Source organism: Rathayibacter sp. AY1B7, assembly GCF_002932735.1.
Classification (GTDB): domain Bacteria; phylum Actinomycetota; class Actinomycetes; order Actinomycetales; family Microbacteriaceae; genus Rathayibacter.
Genome location: NZ_PSWK01000001.1, coordinates 195,098 through 211,511 on the forward strand (window position 1 = coordinate 195,098; position 16,414 = coordinate 211,511).

A 16,414-nucleotide genomic window follows, 5' to 3' on the forward strand; every position below is an offset into this window, starting at 1 on the left:
GGTCCCCTTTTCGACCGTCTCCGGGAACACGCGCCCACCGATCGCTGCCTCTCGATCAGGCGCTACGCTCCGGCATCCCGCTGCTCCTTCTCGGACGTCAGAGCGTCGATCCCGTTCTCGTGCCCGACACAGCTGGCGACCGTGTCCGGATCGATGCCCAGCGCGTAGCGGACCTCCTGTCCGGCGCTCTGCTGTTCAGTAGTGGCCTCAGGGAACGTCGAGTAATAGGCGTCACTGAAATCGGCCGAGTTGGCCATCGTGTTGAGAGTGGACATCTCGGCGATGTAGGAGCCGCGGATCGTCGCGATCTGCTCGGAGACATCGCTCGGCCAGTGGTAGTACGAGTCGTCCAGGAGCGTGAGTGTCCGTCTTGTCAGATCGAGCCGAGCAGACGCAGCGGCGTGCACGCCGGAAGGGTCCGGGTCGCCACCGTTCAGAAGCTCGTCCTCGCCGGATGAGAAGGCGTCGCTCAGATTCTTGATCGCGATGTTGTTGGGGCAGACGAGGTCGAGATAACGGGACGCCGCTTGTGCGGTGTCGAGCTCGACGAACGCAGGTGTCGCGGGCGCCGCAGGTGCAGGGGTCGTCGACTCGGCCGGAGCTGCTGCGGGCGCGGAAGCCGTGCAGGCAGTCAGGAGGAGCATTGCCGCACTGAGAGCTGCAGGGAAAAGGGCTTTACGCACGGCGGCTACTCCGGGGTCGCCGAGCAGAGCGCCGACGCGAAGGCCCCGGTGCTGGTCTGCTCGGCGATGACCTCGCCGTCGAGGGTGATTCGGCAGCTGATCTCGCCTTCGTCATCGCTGCCGTTCGAGGCGGTCAGCGTGAAGCTCTGGAAGGTGAAGTCGCCTCCGGTCTGGACTTGCAGCTCCTTCGTGAAGGGGAGCGCCTGACCGGTGGCCTGCTCGGAGCCGGAGGTTCCTCCGTCGTAGGTCGACCAAGTGATGGAGGCCGCGGTAGCCGAGCCGGTGACCTCATAGACGAGCGTCCGCGGCACGGCAGCGGCCTCGGAGCTCTCGGCCTGCGCGGTGGCGATCGCGTTCGAGACGCCGCTCGCGAATCCGGCCGTGTAGACGATGGCGAGAATGATCGAGAGGACAAGCGCGATCACGTTGAGGACGGTGCCGGCGATGGCCGTGCCGCGAGAGCGGCCCTTGAGGAAGAGGCCGATGATGCCGAGGACGAGTCCGATGAAGGCGAGGAAGCCCGAGGCGTAGTTGACGATCGGGATAAGGGCGCCGATGAGCGCGAGGATTCCGATGATGAGGGAGGCGAGGCCCAGCCCGTTGCCGGTCTTCTTCGGAGCGGAGGGGGCGGAGCCGGGGAATACGGCGGGGTTGAACTCGGTCATCTGCGGAGTATGTCAGAGGCTGACAGGCAGCTGAGAATCCAGAGAGCGGTATTGCTTAGAGATGCCGTCCCGCCTGTGTTGACCCGGCTATCTCTACATAGGTAGCCTCAATCCCGTGCAGCCACTCCCTCGCCTCACGTCCGCCACCGCGGACGTCCTCCGGACCCTCCTCGATGCCGACGGCCCGACCTGGGGCATGGTCGTGATCAAGGCCACCGGGCGACCGGCGGGCAGCGTCTACCCGATCCTGGAGCGGCTCGAGGGAGCGGGCTGGGTGGTCTCGGAGTGGGAGGCCGCGAGCGAGCGGAGCGGCCCGCGTCGCCGGCTCTACGAGCTGACCGCGGAGGGCGCCCCGGCAGCCCGGGCCGCCGTCGAGCGGATGCGGTCGACCGCGCGGACGGCGCCGCGAGCGGCGGAGGCGACCGCATGAGCGCGCTCCTGCGGCTCCTGTCGCTGCTCCTGCCCCCGCTCGCCCGCGAGCGCTACCTCGAGGAGTGGCGGGCCGACCTGGCCGGGGCCGCCGAGCTGGGACTGCCCCGGCGCGGCATCGTCCTCGGAGCGCTCGCCCTGCTGGCGAGCGTCGACCGCGACCTGCCCGCGCACACCGGCGAAGCGCGGGGCACGCTTCCGCGCCGCCTCGCCCGCCGCGGACTCGCGCTCTTCGCCGCGGCCGCGCTCATGCTGAGCGGCATCGCGCTGACCGGCGGCGGGATCGTCCCCGAGCCGGGTGCCGCCTCCGACACCGCCCTCGCCGCCGTCGGCGCCGTGCAGACCGCGGTGCTCGTCGCCGCCGTCGCGGTCGCGGTCCTCGGCGCGGTCCACCTCCTCGGCGCCGCGGCGTCGGCCCGCACGGTGCTCGCGCGGATCTCCCTGGTCGCGGCCGTCGTCGGCCCGGTGCTCACCGCGGCCGGCCTCCTCCTTCCCGGACCCCTCGCCCTCGTCGGCCTGCCCGTCTCCCTCGCCGGACTCGTCTGCGGGGCGATCGTCCTCGGCGGCTCGCGGACCATCGCCCTCGCACCGCGGACGGCGACCCGCGCTCAGCGCCTCCCCGTCGCCCTCGCGGGCCTCGCGCTCGTGGCGGGCGTCTCGGTGGTGGGTGCCGTGGATCTGCTGGTCTGGAATCCGCAGGCGAAGGTCCCCGGCGTGGCCCTGGCGGAGATCTACGCGACCATGTCCGAGCGCGACGGCTTCGAGTTCGGCTCCCACGCGATCTGGGTCACCGGCTGGGCCGCGTTCTGGACGGCCGCCGCGATCGTCGTGACGGTCGGCGCCCTCGTCGGCCGGAGGTCGCCGCTCACTCCGCGGCGGATCGCGGTGCTCATGCTCGCCCTGGTCGCCGGCGCCGTCGTCTTCCGCTTCTTCGCCGGGTTCGGCTTCGGGATGTCGGTCGCCGACACCTTCGTCACCTCCGGCGGCGACGGCTCCCTGGTCTCGGCGATCCTGCCGCCGCTCGGACAGTTCGCGCTCGCCGGCGCCGCGATCGCGGTGGGCTGGGCGCCCCGGGTCGCCCGGCCGGCGGCGGCCTCCGCGGCCTGACAGTGCTCGTGCCGGCGGAGACTTTCGCCCTGGCGGCTCGGGATCCGCGAGAACGGGACTGCCTGCCGACGTACTTCCCTTCGTGGCGAACACGAACGGCCCGTTCCGGCGCGGCCGAGCGCCCGCCGACCTACTCCAGCCGGCGCAGGAAGCGGGCCGGCTGGTCGAGGAAGCCGCGCCAGGTCCGCACCAGGTCGAGGTCGTCGTAGCGGCAAAGGCGCAGGCCCGTCTCGTCGAGCTCGTAGAGGTCGGCTCCGGGGAGGGCCGCGAGGATCGGCGAGTGCGTGGAGAGGACGACCTGCGAGCCGCCGGCGACCAGATCGCGCAGCTGCCCGATCAGGGCGAGGCAGCCCGACACCGAGAGGGCCGACTCCGGCTCGTCGAGGAGCCACAGCCCGCTGATCCGGGAGCGGTTCGCCACGATGTCGAGGAACGACTCGCCGTGGCTCCGCTCGTGGTATCCGCCGTCGATCCCCACCTCCTCCAGGTAGCTGAAGAAGCCGTGCATCGTCTCAGCGCGGAGGAAGAAGCCGCGCTTGGACGCCCCGGCCCCGCGGACCAGCTGGAGGTGCTCGGCCAGGTCCGACTCCGAGGCGCGGGAGGAGTGCATCGCACCCGTGGATCCGCCCTCCGCGTTCAGCCCGTAGGCGAGGGCGACCGCCTCGAGCAGCGTCGACTTGCCCGAGCCGTTCTCGCCGGTGATCACCGTCACCTGGCCGAGATCCCAGCCCTCGGCGAGCACTTGCCGCACGGGCGCGAGCGTCGCGGGCCACCGCGCGAGGTCGGCGGGGTGCTCGGGTCGGGCCTGCACGCGGCGCACCGGGAGGGTCGAGAACACCCGGTCAGTCAAGCAGGTCGACGCTCCAGCCGGCCTCGGCCAGCGCGCGGGCCGTGTCGGCGCGGGGGGAGTAGGGGAGGTCGTCGGCGCCGACCACGCGGTAGTCGGTGTCGCCGGGGCCGACCCAGAGGACGGAGTCGGACGGGCCGGCCCGGTGCAGCGCGGCGCGGACGGCGTCGGCCGGCTCCGCGATCTCGAGCACCTCGCAGCGCTCGACGCGGCGGGCGCCGTCGACCAGGGCGCGGCGGATCCGCGCGGGGTCCTCGAAGCGCGGGTGGTGGTCGGTGACGATCACCAGGTCGGCGCGCTCGGCGGCGGCCCGGCCCATCGGCGCGCGCTTGCTCGGGTCGCGGTCGCCGTCGGCGCCGAGGAGGACGAGCACGCGGCCGGGCGTCACCTCGCGGAGGGCGTCGACAGTGCGCGCGACCGAGTCGGGTGTGTGCGAGAAGTCGAGGAACACCCGCGGCCCGTCGGCGCCGGACACGAGCAGCGTCCGCCCGGGCACGGTGACGTCGATCCCGGAGCCGACCGCTGCGGCCACCCGGTCGCGCGCGTGGCCCGCCTCGATCAGCATCACCAGCGCGAGCGCCGCGTTCGAGGCCATGTGGCGTCCGAGGAGCGGGACGGAGGTGGTCGTCGACCAGCCGTCGCGGGCGGTGAGCCGGAAGCGGGTGCGGTCGACCGCGGTCTCGAGCACGTCGATCCGCCAGTCGGCTCCGTCCCCGGCCGAGAGCGTGACGACCGGGACGGAGGCCTCGCGGGCGACCCGGCGCCCCGCCTCGGTGTCGACGACCACGACGCCGCGGCGGCTCCGCTCGGGCGTGAACAGGCGCTGCTTGGCGCGGAGGTACTCGTCCAGGTCGCCGAAGTCGTCGAGGTGGTCGTGGCTGAGGTTGGTGAAGCCGGCGACGTCGAGCACGATCCCCTCCATCCGCGAGCGCACGAGCGCCTGAGCGCTGACCTCGATCGCCGCCGCCTCGACGCCGTCCTCCGCCATCCGGGCCAGGAGCGCGTGCAGCTCGGAGGCCTCGGGCGTGGTGAGGCGGCTGGCGACGACGTGGTCGGCGCTGCGGCGCTCGGCGGTGGAGCTCAGCCCCGAGACGACGCCCAGCTGCCGGAGCACCGCGTCGAGGAGGTGCACGGTGCTGGTCTTGCCGTTGGTGCCGGTCACGCCGAGGAGCACCGGTCCGCTCCTCGTGCCGTACACCTGCGCGGCGACCGGGCCGAGAGCCGTGCGGGGGTCGTCGCTGAGGAGGACGGGCAGTCCGGAGGCGCGGGCCTCGTCGAGCCCGCCCGCGTCGGTGAGCACGGCGACAGCTCCCGCTGCCGCTGCGTCGGCCGCGAACCGGGCGCCGTGGCTCCTCCTCCCGGGGAGCGCGGCGAAGAGGGCGCCGGGGCCCGCCTCGGTGTGCGCGACGGTCACCGCGGTGATGCGGACGTCGGAGCCGTCGCCGTGGAGGCGGAGCCGATCGCTCGCGAGGTCGGCGAGCGCGACACCGGCGGCGTGGAGCGGTTCGAGGAGCCGGAACACCGGCATGCGGGCCTCCTGCGGGGCGGGCCCTCGGCGACCGGAGGGGGAGGGCCGGGAGGCCCATGCCCCAGCCTGCGCGCCGCTCCCCCCGATCGGGGAGGCCCTTGCCACCGCCCGCCCGGGCCGCTACCCGCCTCCGCCTACTGCCGCGAGAACGCCTCCTGGTACAGCGCCGCGAGCTCGGGGGAGCTCTCGCCGCTGAGGCCGCAGGTCAGGATCGTGTCGCCGTCGGCCGCGACCAGGTAGTCGACCCCGGTCTCGAAGACGATGGGGGCCCCGTCCACCGCCGTCTCCCTGCCCTGGGTGACCGTGACGCCGTCGCCGACCTCGCCCGCGTAGCGCTCGAGCACGTGCAGGGTGACGGTGCTCCCGTCGATCGAGCGGACCTCGGCCCGGAACGCGAGCTGAGCGGGGGCCAGCGCGGCGGCCGTCACCGGCGAGCACGCGGCCATCGGCCCGCCCGTGCTCGGCAGGATCAGCGTCGAGGTGCTGCCCCCGCCCACGCCGAGCGCGAAGGGCAGCAGGAGGGAGGCGGCGGCCCCGGCGCTCAGCGCGCCGACTCCCACGATCAGCCAGGGGGACCGGCGGCGGGAGTGCACCGTCCGCGTGCCCTCACCCGTCGCGGCGGCGATCTGCTCGGCGAGCTCGTCGCGGTCGAGCGCGGGGAGGCTCCGCGCGGGGTCGACCGTGCGGAGGAGGCGGCGGACGTCCTCGTCGTCGGTTCCGGTCATCGGAGTCCCCCTTCGGGCGCGTGCGGGTCGGTGGAGTCGTAGAGCTCGGCGAAGCGGCGCCGCGCGCGATGGAGGCGGATCGAGACGGCGTTCGCCGTGACTCCGAGGACCGCGGCGATCCCGCGGACGTCGAGCTCCTCCCACGCCCAGAGGCGCAGCAGCTCGGCGTCCTGCTCGCGCATCCGGGCGAGCACGAGGCGCACGGTCTCCTCCGCGCCCGACGCCTCGCCCTCGTCGATCTGCACCTGGGGCGGATCGACGACCGCGATCCGCTGGGCGAGCATGACCTGCCGGCGCTGCATCCGCCGGGCGTTCTGCAGCTGGAGCCGGGCGACGCCGATCGCCCACGGCACCGGGTCGTCCTCGGGGACGTCGGCGCTGCGGCGCCAGAGCGCCGAGAGCGTCGCGGCGAGCACGTCGTCGGCGGTGGCGGAGTCGGTGCGCCGCCAGAGGTAGCGGCGGACGGGATCGGCGACCGCGGCGGCGACCGCGGCGAACCGGTCGGGACCCGCGAGGGGAGCTGGCATGTGCCTCATGCTCCCTCCTGTCCGGGATCGGCGCACATCTTTCACCGGCGCGCCGGGCGGGACTCCGCGCTCTCCCAGCACCGCGGGAGCGCGGGTCGGCGCTCAACGCCGCGAGGTGCCCACGAACTCCAGCCAGCCGGCCACGAACGGCTCGATGTCGTCCACCTCGTTCAACGCGAGAGCGTCCAGGTCGACTCCGCGGCACTCCAGCGTGAGGACGTGCCCCCGCACCCAGGCGGCCGCGCGCACGGCCCCGGCTCCCTCCCACACCTCGAAGGGCTCCGGAGCCCCGTCGACCGGGATCTCCGCGATCCGCGTGGGAGCGGGCAGCGCCTCCGGCTGCACGAACGAGACGGGCGCCTCCTCCCGGCAGCAGAGCAGCGCGACGTCGTGCCGCGGATCGCCGAGGGTCGTGCGGATCTCGACGGAGGGCCACGGCCCGCCCGGGACCGCCTCGTCGGCGAGGAACGAGAGCCCCCGCGGGCCGCCCGTCAGCGTCCACTCCGCCAGCAGCCGCGGACCGTTCCAGCCCGAGACCGCCCAGAGCGGGAGGTCGCCGAACGACCCGCGGATCCGCGCGACCCGCTCGGCGAGGTGCGCGGAGAACTCCTCCTCGCCGAGACGCCGCGCTCCGTCCATGGCCCGATCGTAGGTCGGGTGCCGCGGCACGGCCAGACCCCTCGCTACTGTGAACGTCGACCCCCGCCTCCCTTCCCCGCCGAGGAGCCCCATGCCCATCTGGACCCTGCACGGAGACGGCCGCACCGTCGAGCCCGGCGCCGTCGTCGCCCCCGGCGAGCGGCTCGCCTGGCCGGCGACGATCGCCATCGGCATCCAGCACGTCGTCGCCATGTTCGGAGCGACGTTCCTCGTGCCCGTGCTCACCGGGTTCCCGGTCGCCACGACCCTGCTCTTCTCCGGAGTCGGGACGCTGCTGTTCCTCTTGATCACGCGCAACCGGCTCCCCAGCTACCTCGGCTCGAGCTTCGCGTTCATCGCGCCCGTCACGGCCGCGACCGCCGTCGGAGGGACGGGGTCGGCGCTCGCCGGAGTCGTCGCCGTGGGCCTCCTCCTGGCCGCCGTCGGCGTCCTCGTGCAGGTCGTCGGCCTCGGCTGGATCGACAGGCTGATGCCGCCGGTCGTCGCCGGCGCGATCGTGGCCCTGATCGGGTTCAACCTGGCTCCGACCGCGTACCTCAGCTTCAAGCAGGCACCGATCACCGGGACGATCACGCTCGCCGCGATCATCCTGTCGAGCGTGTTCCTCCGCGGCTTCCTCGGCCGCGTCTCGATCTTCCTCGGCGTGGTCATCGGCTACGTCGTCGCCCTGCTCCGGAACGAGATCGACTACTCCGCGGTCGGTGCGGCCGACTGGTTCGGGCTGCCGCCGTTCACCTTCCCCGACTTCGCCTCCGGATCCACGTGGTCGGGCATCGCGATGTTCCTGCCGGTCGTGCTCGTCCTCATCGCCGAGAACGTCGGACACGTCCGCGGCGTCGCGACGATGACCGACGCCTCCGCCAACGCCAGCACCGGCCGGGCCCTGATCGCGGACGGTGTGGCGACCACCCTCTCCGGCGCCTTCGGCGGCTCCGGCACCACGACCTACGGCGAGAACATCGGAGTGATGGCGGCCACCCGCGTGTACTCGACGGCCGCCTACTGGGTCGCCGGCGTCACCGCGATCCTGCTCAGCCTCTCGCCCAAGGTCGGCGCCGTCTTCAACTCGATCCCGGCCGGAGTCCTGGGCGGCGCGACCACCGCGCTCTACGGCCTGATCGGCGTGATCGGCATCAAGATCTGGATCGACAACCGCGTCGACTTCTCGCGCCCGGTCAACCAGTACACCGCCGCGGTCTCCCTCGTGATCGCCATCGCCGGCTTCTCGTTCTCCTCCGGTGGCTTCGAGCTCGGCGGCATCGTCCTCGGCGCCGGCGCCGCCCTCGTGATCTACCACCTGGGCAACGCCATCGCCCGCTGGCGCCGCACCGGCGCCGACGACGGCGGCCCCCTCCCCGCCATCGGCCAGCTCGGCGGCGACCCGCAGGACCGCTGACCGCGGCCTGCTCCGTCCTGCCGCTCCCGAGACGCCGCCGTGCCGTCCGGACGCCGCCCTCCCGCGGACGTCCCGGCGCGCACGGCGGCGTCTCGGCACCCGACGGAGCCGTCCCGGCGCGCGCACCGCAGCACCGCCTCCGCTTACCACGTTCGGGTCAGTCCGCAACCCGGTGCGCTCCCAGGCGGCTCCCGCCTAACGTCGAGCGTGACGACCGCAGCAGCGGAACGCCGCACACCGAGTGAGACAGCAAGGAGCACCACCGTGCCGCAGATCATCGAGACCGTCGACGTCAACGTCCCCGTGTCCGTCGCCTACAACCAGTGGACCCAGTTCGAGGAGTTCCCGCGCTTCCTCGACGAGGTCGAGTCGATCCAGCAGGTCACCGACACCCTCACCGTCTGGAAGGTGAAGGTCGGCCCGGTCGAGCGCGAGTTCGAGGCGAACATCACCGAGCAGCACCCCGACGAGCGCGTCGCGTGGAACAGCACCGGCGGCGAGACCGACCACGCCGGCGTCGTCACCTTCCACAAGCTCTCCGACACCGAGACCCGCGTCACCGTGCAGCTCGACTGGGAGCCGAAGGGCTTCCTCGAGACGCTCGGCTCGCTCGTCGGCGCCGGCAGCCACGCTGTGAAGAAGGACCTGAACAACTTCAAGGAGTACATCGAGAAGCAGGGCACCCCCGACGGTGCCTGGCGCGGCGACGTCGAGGCCTGAGCCGTGACCGACGCAGCCACCTCGTCCGAGGGCGAGAAGAAGGCGAACGGTCTCGGCGACGACGAGACCATCCCGCACTCCGAGGACGGGCTGGCGGTGGGGGTCTCCGGAGACTCGCACTTCAACCCCGAGGAGGACGCTCCCGAGGAGCCCTCCGAGAGCTGACGCTCTCCTCCGGGGAGCCCGACCGCTCTCCTCCGCGAGATGCCACTTGTGCACATGACACGCCGCGAGGCGTGCGCACAGGTGGCATCTCGCGGTTGAAGGCTCAGCGCCAGGCCCGGGTGTACTGCGGGGGCACCGGCAGGTCCGCGCCGAGCTCGTGCGCCATCCGCACCGGAGCGTTCGGGTCGCGCAGCAGCTCGCGGGCGAGCAGCACGACGTCGGCGTCGCCGTTCGCGACCACGCCCTCCGCCTGCTCCGCCGTGGTGATGAGTCCCACGGCGCCGACCAGCGCACCGGTCGCCCTCCGCAGGTCGCGCGCGAACGGCACCTGGTAGAGCGGCGCCACCGGGATGCTGGCGTGCACGAGTCCGCCGGTCGACACGTCGAAGAGGTCCACGCCCTCGGCGCGCGCCCACTCCGAGACGGTGATCGTCTCCTCCAGTGTCCAGCCGCCCTCGGCCCAGTCGGTCGCGGAGAAGCGGACGAGCAGAACGAGCTCCCCGATCTCGGCGCGGACCGCGCGGACGACCTCGAGCAGCAGGCGTGCCCGGTTCTCGAGCGAGCCGCCGTAGGAGTCCTCGCGGGTGTTCGAGAGCGGCGACAGGAACTGATGGAGCAGGTACCCGTGCGCGGCGTGCAGCTCGATCACGTCGAAGCCGGCGTCCGCGGCGCGGCGGGCGGAGGCGCGGAACGCCTCGACGAGGCCGGGCAGATCCTCCGCGGCCAGCTCGCGCGGCTCCGCGTAGCCCTCGAACGCGACGGCCGAGGGAGCGACGGTCGGCCAGCCGCCGTCCTCCAGCGGCACGGATCCGCGTCCGCTCCACTCGCGGTAGGTCGACGCCTTCCGGCCCGCGTGGGCGAGCTGCACGCCCGCGAGCGCGCCCTGTCCGTGCACGAAATCGACGATCGGAGCCCAGGCGTCGCGCTGCCCGTCGTTCCACAGCCCCGTATCCCAGGGGCTGATCCGCCCCTCGGGGACGACGGCGGTGGCCTCCGCGATGACGACGCCCGATCCGCCGCGCGCGAGCCCGCCGAGGTGCACGAGGTGCCACGAGGTGGGCACGCCGTCCTGCGCCTCCACCGAGTACTGGCACATCGGTGCCGCCCAGAGGCGGTTGCGCGCGGTCCTCGAGCGGAGCGTCAGCGGCTGGAACAAGGCGGTGTCGGTCATGTCTCTCCTGTCGTGCTTCTCCGCGGAACGCCGCTTCGGTAGGCGATACGCCGGTGAGGGCGCACGCCGGCGGCATCTCGCGGAGGGGGTCACGTGCTCCAACCGGGAGGAGAGCCCGGCTATGCCCGGATCAGCGCGGCCAGGTCGCCCCGGGCGCGTCCTGCCAGACGGTGCTCGGCGGAGCGAGCGACTCCAGCTCCTCGAACAGCGCGTCGGGGATCTCGAGCGCGTCGTCGGCCACGAAGGAGTCGTAGTGCTCGGCGGACGTGGCGCCGACGACCGTCGTCGTCACGCGGGGGTCGCGCGTCGAGAACTGCAGCGCGGCGGCGGCGAGCGGCACGCCCGCCCGGTCGCAGGCCGCTCCCATCGCCGCGACGGCGTCGACGATCTCGTGCGGCGCCGGCCGGTAGGCGTAGGAGGCGACCGGCTCCGGCCAGCGCGCGAGGGCGCCTCCGCCGTAGACCGCCGCGTTGACGACGATCACGCCGCGGTCGACGGACGCGCCGATCAGCTCCTCCGAGGAGCGGTCGACCAGCGTGAAGCGGTTGTGGGTGATCACGGCGTCGAAGAGGCCGGTGTCGACGTAGTGGCGCAGCATCGGCGCGGGTCCGCCCGAGATCCCGATCGAGAGGGCGACGCCCGCCTCCTTCATCGCGACGAGCGCGCGGACCGGGCCGTCCTCGGCGAAGGCCTCGTCGTACGAGATGCGCTCCGGGTCGTGCAGGTAGAGCAGGGGGAGGACGTCCATCCCGAGGCGCTCGCGGCTCTCGTCGAGGCTGCGGCGCATCCGCTCGGCCGAGTAGCTGCCGGTGCTCGGGTCGCGGTCGAGCTTGGTGACCACGGTGATCCCCTCGGGGACGCCGCCGCGGGCCTGCAGGGCCTCGCCGATCAGGCGCTCGCTGTGGCCGCCGGCGTACTCGTTGGACGTGTCGACGACGGAGACGGCGCGGGTGGCGGCGTCGGAGTCGAGGACGCGCTCGAGGGCCGGCACCCGGTCGAGGTCGGCGACGCGCTCGGGGCGCCAGGAGGTGCCGAGGGTCAGCCGGGTGACGGTGGCGCCGGACGGGCCGAAGGGCCGGAGGCGGGAGGACTGCGGAGTCATCCGCTCAGCCTGGCAGCGCCGGGGTCCTCCCCGCATCCCGCGGAGGATGAACGGTCAGTGGACGAGAGTGCTCAGCCCGACCACGCCGAAGCCCAGGAGCGTCGTCGAGAGCGTCCCGGCGGAGAGGTGGGCGATCCGGAAGACGGCGATGGAGCGGAGCGGCGCGGCCGCCTCCGAGGTCGACGAGGTGTCGTGCTCGACGGGATCCCTCCGCGGGGCCTTCCGCGGGGCGCGATGACCGGGCGGCGGACCGGCGCGAGGCCGCCGTGACGGCCGGACGCGGGCCGGTGGTGCGCCCTAGGCTCGGCGCGTGACCGTCGATACCGCCGCCGCCGACTCCTCCGCCCGCTCCGCCGTGCTCGACGCTCTCGCCACTCCGGCGCTGGTGCTCGACGAGGCGGTGCTCGACCGCGACATCGCCGCCGTCGCCGCGGCTGCCCGCGAGCGGGGTCTGGCGCTCCGCCCCCACGCGAAGACCCACAAGTCGCTCGAGATCGCCCGGCGCCAGCTCGCCGCGGGGGCCGTCGGGCTCACCGTCGCGACCGTCTCGGAGGCCGAGGTCTTCGCCGCGGGAGGGATCCGCGACCTCTTCATCGCCTACCCGCTCTGGGTCGACGCCGAGCGCGCCGGGCGGCTCCGCCACGTCCTCGCGAGCGCCCGTGTGCGGGTCGGCGTCGACTCGGCGGAGTCGGCCGAGCGCCTGGCCGCGGCCCTGCCCGAGCGCGAGGGGCTCGAGGTCGTCGTCGAGATCGACTCCGGCCACCACCGCAGCGGCGTGCTCCCCGCGGAAGCCGGCGCGATCGCCGCGGCCGCCGTCTCCGCCGGGCTCGACGTCGCCGGCGTCTTCACCTTCCCCGGCCACAGCTACGCGGCCGGCAACGGAGCGGCGGCCGCCCGCGACGAGGCGCGCGCGCTCGCCGAGTCGGTCGCGTCGCTCGCGGCGTCCGGAGTCGAGGCCCGCGTGGTCAGCGGAGGCTCGACCCCCTCGGCCGCGTTCGCCGACTCCTCGGTGCTCACGGAGCTGCGCCCCGGGGTCTCGGCCCTCGGCGACGCCCAGCAGTGGGAGATCGGCACGATGACGCCCGAGGACATCGCCGTCACCGTCCTCGCCACGATCGTGTCCCGCCGCGGCGACCACCTGATCGCCGACGCGGGCAGCAAGGTGCTCTCCTCCGACCGCGGCGCGGCCTCGAGCGGCTTCGGCCGCCTCCCGGAGCACCCGGAGGCGCGCATCCCGGTGCTCTCGGAGCACCATGCGACGATCACCGGTGTCGACCTGCCCGTGGGGACGCGGGTGCGGATCGCGCCGAACCACGTCTGCGTCGCGGTGAACCTGGCCGACGAGTACCGCGTCCTCCTCCGCGACGGCGGCGGCGCCGTCTGGCCCGTCGACGCCCGCGGGCGGAACAGCTAGGCGATCCGCGAGCGCGGGATCCGCAGGCCGAGCAGCGCGCTCGCCGCCAGCAGCACGAAGGCGGAGGCGAAGGCCGCGGTCGGCGATGCGGCGTCGGCGAGAGCGCCTGCGAGCAGCGGCCCGATCACGCCGCCCAGGTCGGACGCGGCCTGGAACACCGAGACCGGCTTGCCGCCGCGCTCGCCCGCGGCGTCGCCGACCAGCGCACCCGGGGCCGTGCCCATGAAGGCGGCCGCCGCTCCGTAGACGCAGAGCAGCACGACGAGCAGCCACAGCTCCGAGACGAACGGCATCGCCAGCATCGCCACCGCCGCGACGGAGAATCCGCCGATCAGCGCCGGGCGCCGGCCGACCGTGTCGACGAAGCGGCCGGCGGGCGCTAGCGCGATCGTCTGCACCACCGCGGCGATCGCGAACGCGATGCCGGTCCAGGCGGGCTGCCCGCCGAGCCCCTCGACGACGAGCACGGGGACGAGCGTCGCGCGGACTCCCATCGCCGACCAGCCGAGGGCGAAGTTCGCCAGCACCGCGCTCTGGTACCGGCGGTCGCGGGCGACCTCGCGCAGGGGCTTCGTCCTCGCCGCGGCGGACGGTGCCGCGTCGCGCTCCGGCCGCTGCAGCAGGATCAGCCCGACGAGCCCCGCGATCGCGAGCGTGCCGGCGTAGAAGAAGAAGGGGGCGGTGAGCGAGATCGCCGTGAGCACGCCGCCCACCGCGGGGCCCGCCATGCCGCCGAGCAGGAAGCCGCCCTGGTAGAAGCCGATCGAGCGGCCGCGCCGCTCCGGGCTCGCGGTGCGCAGGAGGAGCGTCATCGCCGCGACGGAGAACATCGCGGAGCCGATGCCGCCGACTCCGCGCAGCAGGAGGAGGTGCGGGTAGTCGGAGGCGAAGCCGACCAGCGCCGAGGAGAGCGCGACGATGCCGATGCCGACGGCGAGCACGACCCGCTCGCCGAACCGGTCGACGAGCGGCCCCACGAACGGATTCGCGACCAGCCGCATCAGCGCGAACGCCGAGACGACCGCGCCGACCGCCGTGTAGTCGACGCCGAAGCTGCGCACGTAGGTCGGCAGCACCGGCACGACGACGCCGAACCCCAGCATCACGAAGAAGGCGACGACCCCCAGCACGAGCACGTCCCGCGGCAGTCGCTCGCTGTCTCGGGAACGCCACGGGAATCGCACCTGTCGACGCTACCCCCTGCCGGGGGCCCCACCCGACCCTGGGCGGGAACCCGTCGGGCAGCACGCCGGACGCGCCGGGCGGACCCGTTCCGCGCCGCGCGCCCGGTCGGCGAGCCCGGGCCGGGTACGGTCCTCGGATCCACCGCGGAGGAACCCGGCGGACCCGGGAGCGGACCGCCTCCGGGACCGGCCCTCGACCGACGGGACACCCTTGAGACGCACCACCACCGTGCCGGCCGTGCTGGCGACCACGCTCCTCCTCACCCTGTGCGGGGAGCCGGGCGGCGTGCAGGATCCCGCCCCGTGCCATCCGCTTGAGGACGCCTGAAACGCGTACGCGACGGAGTTCGATCCCGGACTCCGCGACACGTTCCGCGAGACCCTCCTCCGCTTCGACGACGGCTCCTCGACCAGCACGGCGGCCCACGCAGCAGGCCTCGCCACCGTGAACCTCCTGCAGGCGATCTCCGGTGATCGACGCGCGAGCGAGTACTTCTGGAACGCAATTGACCTGATCGGCGTATTCGACGGGTTTCACCGCCGATAGGGTGTGACTGTGTGTACTTCGCGCACTCCATCCGGAGGTCTAACGACGTGGCTGCGCCCTGGCTGTCTGCTGCGGAGATCGCCGCCCACCTGGGCATTGCGAAAGATACCGTCTACGACTGGATCGCCGACAAGAGCATGCCCGCCCGCCGCGTCGGCCGACTCTGAAAATTCCAGGTCAGCGAGATCGACGAATGGGTGCGCAGCGGCGGAGCGGCGCCCGGGCACCAAGACGACGAAGGCGACACGTGACGATTGCTCCGCAGTGTCGGAGGAACGACGTATCCTGATCAACTTGCGATTTTCCAGAGAGGGGCGTCCGTGAACAGCAATTCGCCCGCAGCGCCGCGCTACGCGCTCTCGTTCACGACCGGCGGCCTCCTGGAGCGTGAGGCCGCAGTATTGGCACCAGTCTACGTCGAGCATCGTGATTGGGTGAAGGTACGCGACCTTGCGGTCGACGAGAACCTCCTTCAGGCCCGGACCTACCGGACGGGGGTGCGGCTCGTTCGAGAGACCGTCAAGCGCCTGTCAGCACTCTCAGACCTCGAGGTTGTGTTCCTCGACGAGGTCAACGCTTCCGAGCGCGGCCACCTCATGTGGGCCGCGGCTTGCCGCCGCTATGACCTCATCGGAGAATTCGCCGAGGAAGTCCTGCGCGAACGCTTCCTCATCTTGGCGAACACCGTCGCCTATGAGGACTACGACTCCTTCTACCGCGCCAAGGCCATGTGGCACGACGAACTAGACGACGTCACGGACCTCTCCTACAAGAAGCTCCGAGAGGTGCTGTTCAAGATGATGGTCGAGGCGGGGCTGCTGACCACTCAGCGCGCGATCGAACCCGCTCTCCTCTCCGCTCGCGTCGCCGAGTGCCTCAACGAGCGCTCACCGAGCGATATCCGCTTCTTCCCGACGAGGGTGGCCTGATGCCCCTGCACGCCAAGCCCGCACTGGCTCAGCAAGAGGAGCACCTGTTCAGGGTGCTCAGCAGCGAGCGTTTCCTCAATATGGAGGGCCTCGGCAACGAGGTCGCTCACTTCATCTATGACTACGACCCGACGTGGGCGCTTGGCGTCGCTCAGACCAGGAAGCGCCTCAAGACCAAACTCGACACCGAGCGCGGCATCAAGGTCCTCGAGATCAATCTCTACGACTTATGCGTCGAGTTGCTGAAGAAGCGCAACGTATGGGAGCGCGTCCTCGCCGCCGAGCCGACGATGGACAAGCCCGACTTCCTCAAGATGCTTCAAAACATGCTCGACCCGCAGATGCACCTGGCTCTGGCGATTAAGGAGCGCATCGCAGCCGAGTCGTTCCAGATTCTTTTCATCACGGGCATCGGTGAGGTGTTCCCGTTCGTGCGCTCGCATACAGTGCTCAACAACCTGCAAACAGTTGTCTCCGACAGGCCGATGCTGATGTTCTTCCCCGGCCGCTACGACGTGTCGGCCACGCAGGGCTCATCACTGGTCCTCTTCGGCCAGCTCAAGGACGACTCCTTCTACCGCGCGAAGCGCATCCTCGACCAGGAAGCATGACCCG

At 72.6% G+C, this 16,414-nt stretch carries 18 protein-coding genes and 1 pseudogene; 9 read left to right on the forward strand and 10 right to left on the reverse strand.

Going from position 1 to position 16,414, the window contains the following annotated elements; translation table 11 throughout:
- Nucleotides 1–62: 62 nt before the first annotated feature.
- Complete coding sequence (locus C5C95_RS00830) at nt 63–644, reverse strand: hypothetical protein (protein ID WP_104257117.1); 582 nt, start codon at nt 642–644, stop codon at nt 63–65.
- A 44-nt stretch (nt 645–688) separates the two neighbouring features.
- Complete coding sequence (locus C5C95_RS00835; protein WP_104261034.1) at nt 689–1,348, reverse strand: MmpS family transport accessory protein; 660 nt, start codon at nt 1,346–1,348, stop codon at nt 689–691.
- Nucleotides 1,349–1,463: 115 nt separating this feature from the next.
- On the opposite strand from C5C95_RS00835, the gene C5C95_RS00840 reads away from it, so the two are divergent.
- Together C5C95_RS00840 and C5C95_RS00845 are read left to right on the forward strand one after the other, a co-directional pair.
- The gene (locus C5C95_RS00840; protein WP_104249735.1) at nt 1,464–1,778 is read left to right on the forward strand and encodes a PadR family transcriptional regulator; all 315 of its coding nucleotides are present in this window, start codon (nt 1,464–1,466) and stop codon (nt 1,776–1,778) included.
- Nucleotides 1,775–2,884 (forward strand): hypothetical protein, encoded by a 1,110-nt coding sequence (locus C5C95_RS00845; protein ID WP_104323587.1) that lies wholly within the window; start codon nt 1,775–1,777, stop codon nt 2,882–2,884. Before C5C95_RS00840 ends, C5C95_RS00845 begins: the two co-directional genes overlap by 4 nt.
- 130 nt (nt 2,885–3,014) lie before the next feature.
- On the opposite strand, the gene C5C95_RS00850 is transcribed toward C5C95_RS00845, so the two are convergent.
- The 5 genes from C5C95_RS00850 to C5C95_RS00870 all read right to left on the reverse strand — a co-directional run bounded on the left by C5C95_RS00850 (nt 3,015) and on the right by C5C95_RS00870 (nt 7,150).
- Nucleotides 3,015–3,722, reverse strand: coding sequence for an AAA family ATPase (locus C5C95_RS00850; protein WP_258063598.1), 708 nt, complete (start codon nt 3,720–3,722; stop codon nt 3,015–3,017).
- A gap of 4 nt (nt 3,723–3,726) precedes the next feature.
- Nucleotides 3,727–5,259, reverse strand: coding sequence for a Mur ligase family protein (locus tag C5C95_RS00855; RefSeq protein WP_104323588.1), 1,533 nt, complete (start codon nt 5,257–5,259; stop codon nt 3,727–3,729).
- Nucleotides 5,260–5,393: 134 nt separating this feature from the next.
- Nucleotides 5,394–5,984 (reverse strand): hypothetical protein, encoded by a 591-nt coding sequence (locus tag C5C95_RS00860; RefSeq protein ID WP_104237812.1) that lies wholly within the window; start codon nt 5,982–5,984, stop codon nt 5,394–5,396.
- Nucleotides 5,981–6,511 (reverse strand): RNA polymerase sigma factor, encoded by a 531-nt coding sequence (locus C5C95_RS00865; protein WP_181027124.1) that lies wholly within the window; start codon nt 6,509–6,511, stop codon nt 5,981–5,983. Before C5C95_RS00865 ends, C5C95_RS00860 begins: the two co-directional genes overlap by 4 nt.
- Nucleotides 6,512–6,613: 102 nt before the next feature.
- On the reverse strand, nt 6,614–7,150 hold the full coding sequence (locus tag C5C95_RS00870) for a hypothetical protein (RefSeq protein ID WP_104323589.1): 537 nt from the start codon (nt 7,148–7,150) through the stop codon (nt 6,614–6,616).
- Between the two features lie 91 nt (nt 7,151–7,241).
- On the opposite strand from C5C95_RS00870, the gene C5C95_RS00875 reads away from it, so the two are divergent.
- From C5C95_RS00875 to C5C95_RS17255, 3 genes are all read left to right on the forward strand, one after another.
- The gene (locus tag C5C95_RS00875; protein ID WP_104225956.1) at nt 7,242–8,567 is read left to right on the forward strand and encodes a uracil-xanthine permease family protein; all 1,326 of its coding nucleotides are present in this window, start codon (nt 7,242–7,244) and stop codon (nt 8,565–8,567) included.
- 264 nt (nt 8,568–8,831) lie between these two features.
- On the forward strand, nt 8,832–9,287 hold the full coding sequence (locus tag C5C95_RS00880; RefSeq protein WP_104224157.1) for an SRPBCC family protein: 456 nt from the start codon (nt 8,832–8,834) through the stop codon (nt 9,285–9,287).
- A gap of 3 nt (nt 9,288–9,290) precedes the next feature.
- Complete coding sequence (locus C5C95_RS17255) at nt 9,291–9,452, forward strand: hypothetical protein (RefSeq protein WP_167299017.1); 162 nt, start codon at nt 9,291–9,293, stop codon at nt 9,450–9,452.
- A 103-nt stretch (nt 9,453–9,555) separates the two neighbouring features.
- Here C5C95_RS17255 and C5C95_RS00885 read toward each other — a convergent pair whose 3' ends face one another.
- Nucleotides 9,556–10,623 (reverse strand): NADH:flavin oxidoreductase/NADH oxidase, encoded by a 1,068-nt coding sequence (locus C5C95_RS00885; RefSeq protein ID WP_104323590.1) that lies wholly within the window; start codon nt 10,621–10,623, stop codon nt 9,556–9,558.
- A gap of 130 nt (nt 10,624–10,753) precedes the next feature.
- Nucleotides 10,754–11,725: an aldo/keto reductase gene (locus C5C95_RS00890; protein ID WP_181125503.1), complete on the reverse strand. Its 972-nt coding sequence runs from the start codon at nt 11,723–11,725 to the stop codon at nt 10,754–10,756.
- A gap of 310 nt (nt 11,726–12,035) precedes the next feature.
- Here C5C95_RS00890 and C5C95_RS00895 point away from each other — a divergent pair, with 310 nt between their 5' ends.
- Complete coding sequence (locus C5C95_RS00895; RefSeq protein WP_258072601.1) at nt 12,036–13,139, forward strand: alanine racemase; 1,104 nt, start codon at nt 12,036–12,038, stop codon at nt 13,137–13,139.
- Here C5C95_RS00895 and C5C95_RS00900 read toward each other — a convergent pair.
- Nucleotides 13,136–14,323, reverse strand: a complete 1,188-nt coding sequence (locus tag C5C95_RS00900) for an MFS transporter (RefSeq protein WP_244229579.1) — start codon at nt 14,321–14,323, stop codon at nt 13,136–13,138. The genes C5C95_RS00895 and C5C95_RS00900 overlap by 4 nt on opposite strands.
- A 594-nt stretch (nt 14,324–14,917) precedes the next feature.
- Between C5C95_RS00900 and C5C95_RS17985 the strand changes: the two are divergent.
- From C5C95_RS17985 to C5C95_RS00915, 3 genes and pseudogenes are all read left to right on the forward strand, one after another.
- Nucleotides 14,918–15,121: pseudogene (locus C5C95_RS17985) on the forward strand (helix-turn-helix domain-containing protein).
- Between the two features lie 69 nt (nt 15,122–15,190).
- A complete protein-coding gene (locus C5C95_RS00910; protein ID WP_104323592.1) occupies nt 15,191–15,799 on the forward strand; it encodes a DUF1819 family protein in 609 nt (202 codons plus the stop codon).
- Nucleotides 15,799–16,410 (forward strand): DUF1788 domain-containing protein, encoded by a 612-nt coding sequence (locus tag C5C95_RS00915; protein ID WP_104323593.1) that lies wholly within the window; start codon nt 15,799–15,801, stop codon nt 16,408–16,410. The genes C5C95_RS00910 and C5C95_RS00915 overlap by 1 nt, the downstream gene beginning before the upstream one ends.
- Nucleotides 16,411–16,414: the final 4 nt, after the last annotated feature.

Coding starts and splice junctions, on each gene's coding strand:
- C5C95_RS00830 (WP_104257117.1), bottom strand. CDS start 644: ATGCTCCTCCTGACTGCCTGCACGGCTTCCGCGCCCGCAGCAGCTCCG.
- C5C95_RS00835 (WP_104261034.1), bottom strand. CDS start 1,348: ATGACCGAGTTCAACCCCGCCGTATTCCCCGGCTCCGCCCCCTCCGCT.
- C5C95_RS00845 (WP_104323587.1), top strand. CDS start 1,775: ATGAGCGCGCTCCTGCGGCTCCTGTCGCTGCTCCTGCCCCCGCTCGCC.
- C5C95_RS00855 (WP_104323588.1), bottom strand. CDS start 5,259: ATGCCGGTGTTCCGGCTCCTCGAACCGCTCCACGCCGCCGGTGTCGCG.
- C5C95_RS00860 (WP_104237812.1), bottom strand. CDS start 5,984: ATGACCGGAACCGACGACGAGGACGTCCGCCGCCTCCTCCGCACGGTC.
- C5C95_RS00865 (WP_181027124.1), bottom strand. CDS start 6,511: ATGCCAGCTCCCCTCGCGGGTCCCGACCGGTTCGCCGCGGTCGCCGCC.
- C5C95_RS00870 (WP_104323589.1), bottom strand. CDS start 7,150: ATGGACGGAGCGCGGCGTCTCGGCGAGGAGGAGTTCTCCGCGCACCTC.
- C5C95_RS00875 (WP_104225956.1), top strand. CDS start 7,242: ATGCCCATCTGGACCCTGCACGGAGACGGCCGCACCGTCGAGCCCGGC.
- C5C95_RS00885 (WP_104323590.1), bottom strand. CDS start 10,623: ATGACCGACACCGCCTTGTTCCAGCCGCTGACGCTCCGCTCGAGGACC.
- C5C95_RS00890 (WP_181125503.1), bottom strand. CDS start 11,725: ATGACTCCGCAGTCCTCCCGCCTCCGGCCCTTCGGCCCGTCCGGCGCC.
- C5C95_RS00915 (WP_104323593.1), top strand. CDS start 15,799: ATGCCCCTGCACGCCAAGCCCGCACTGGCTCAGCAAGAGGAGCACCTG.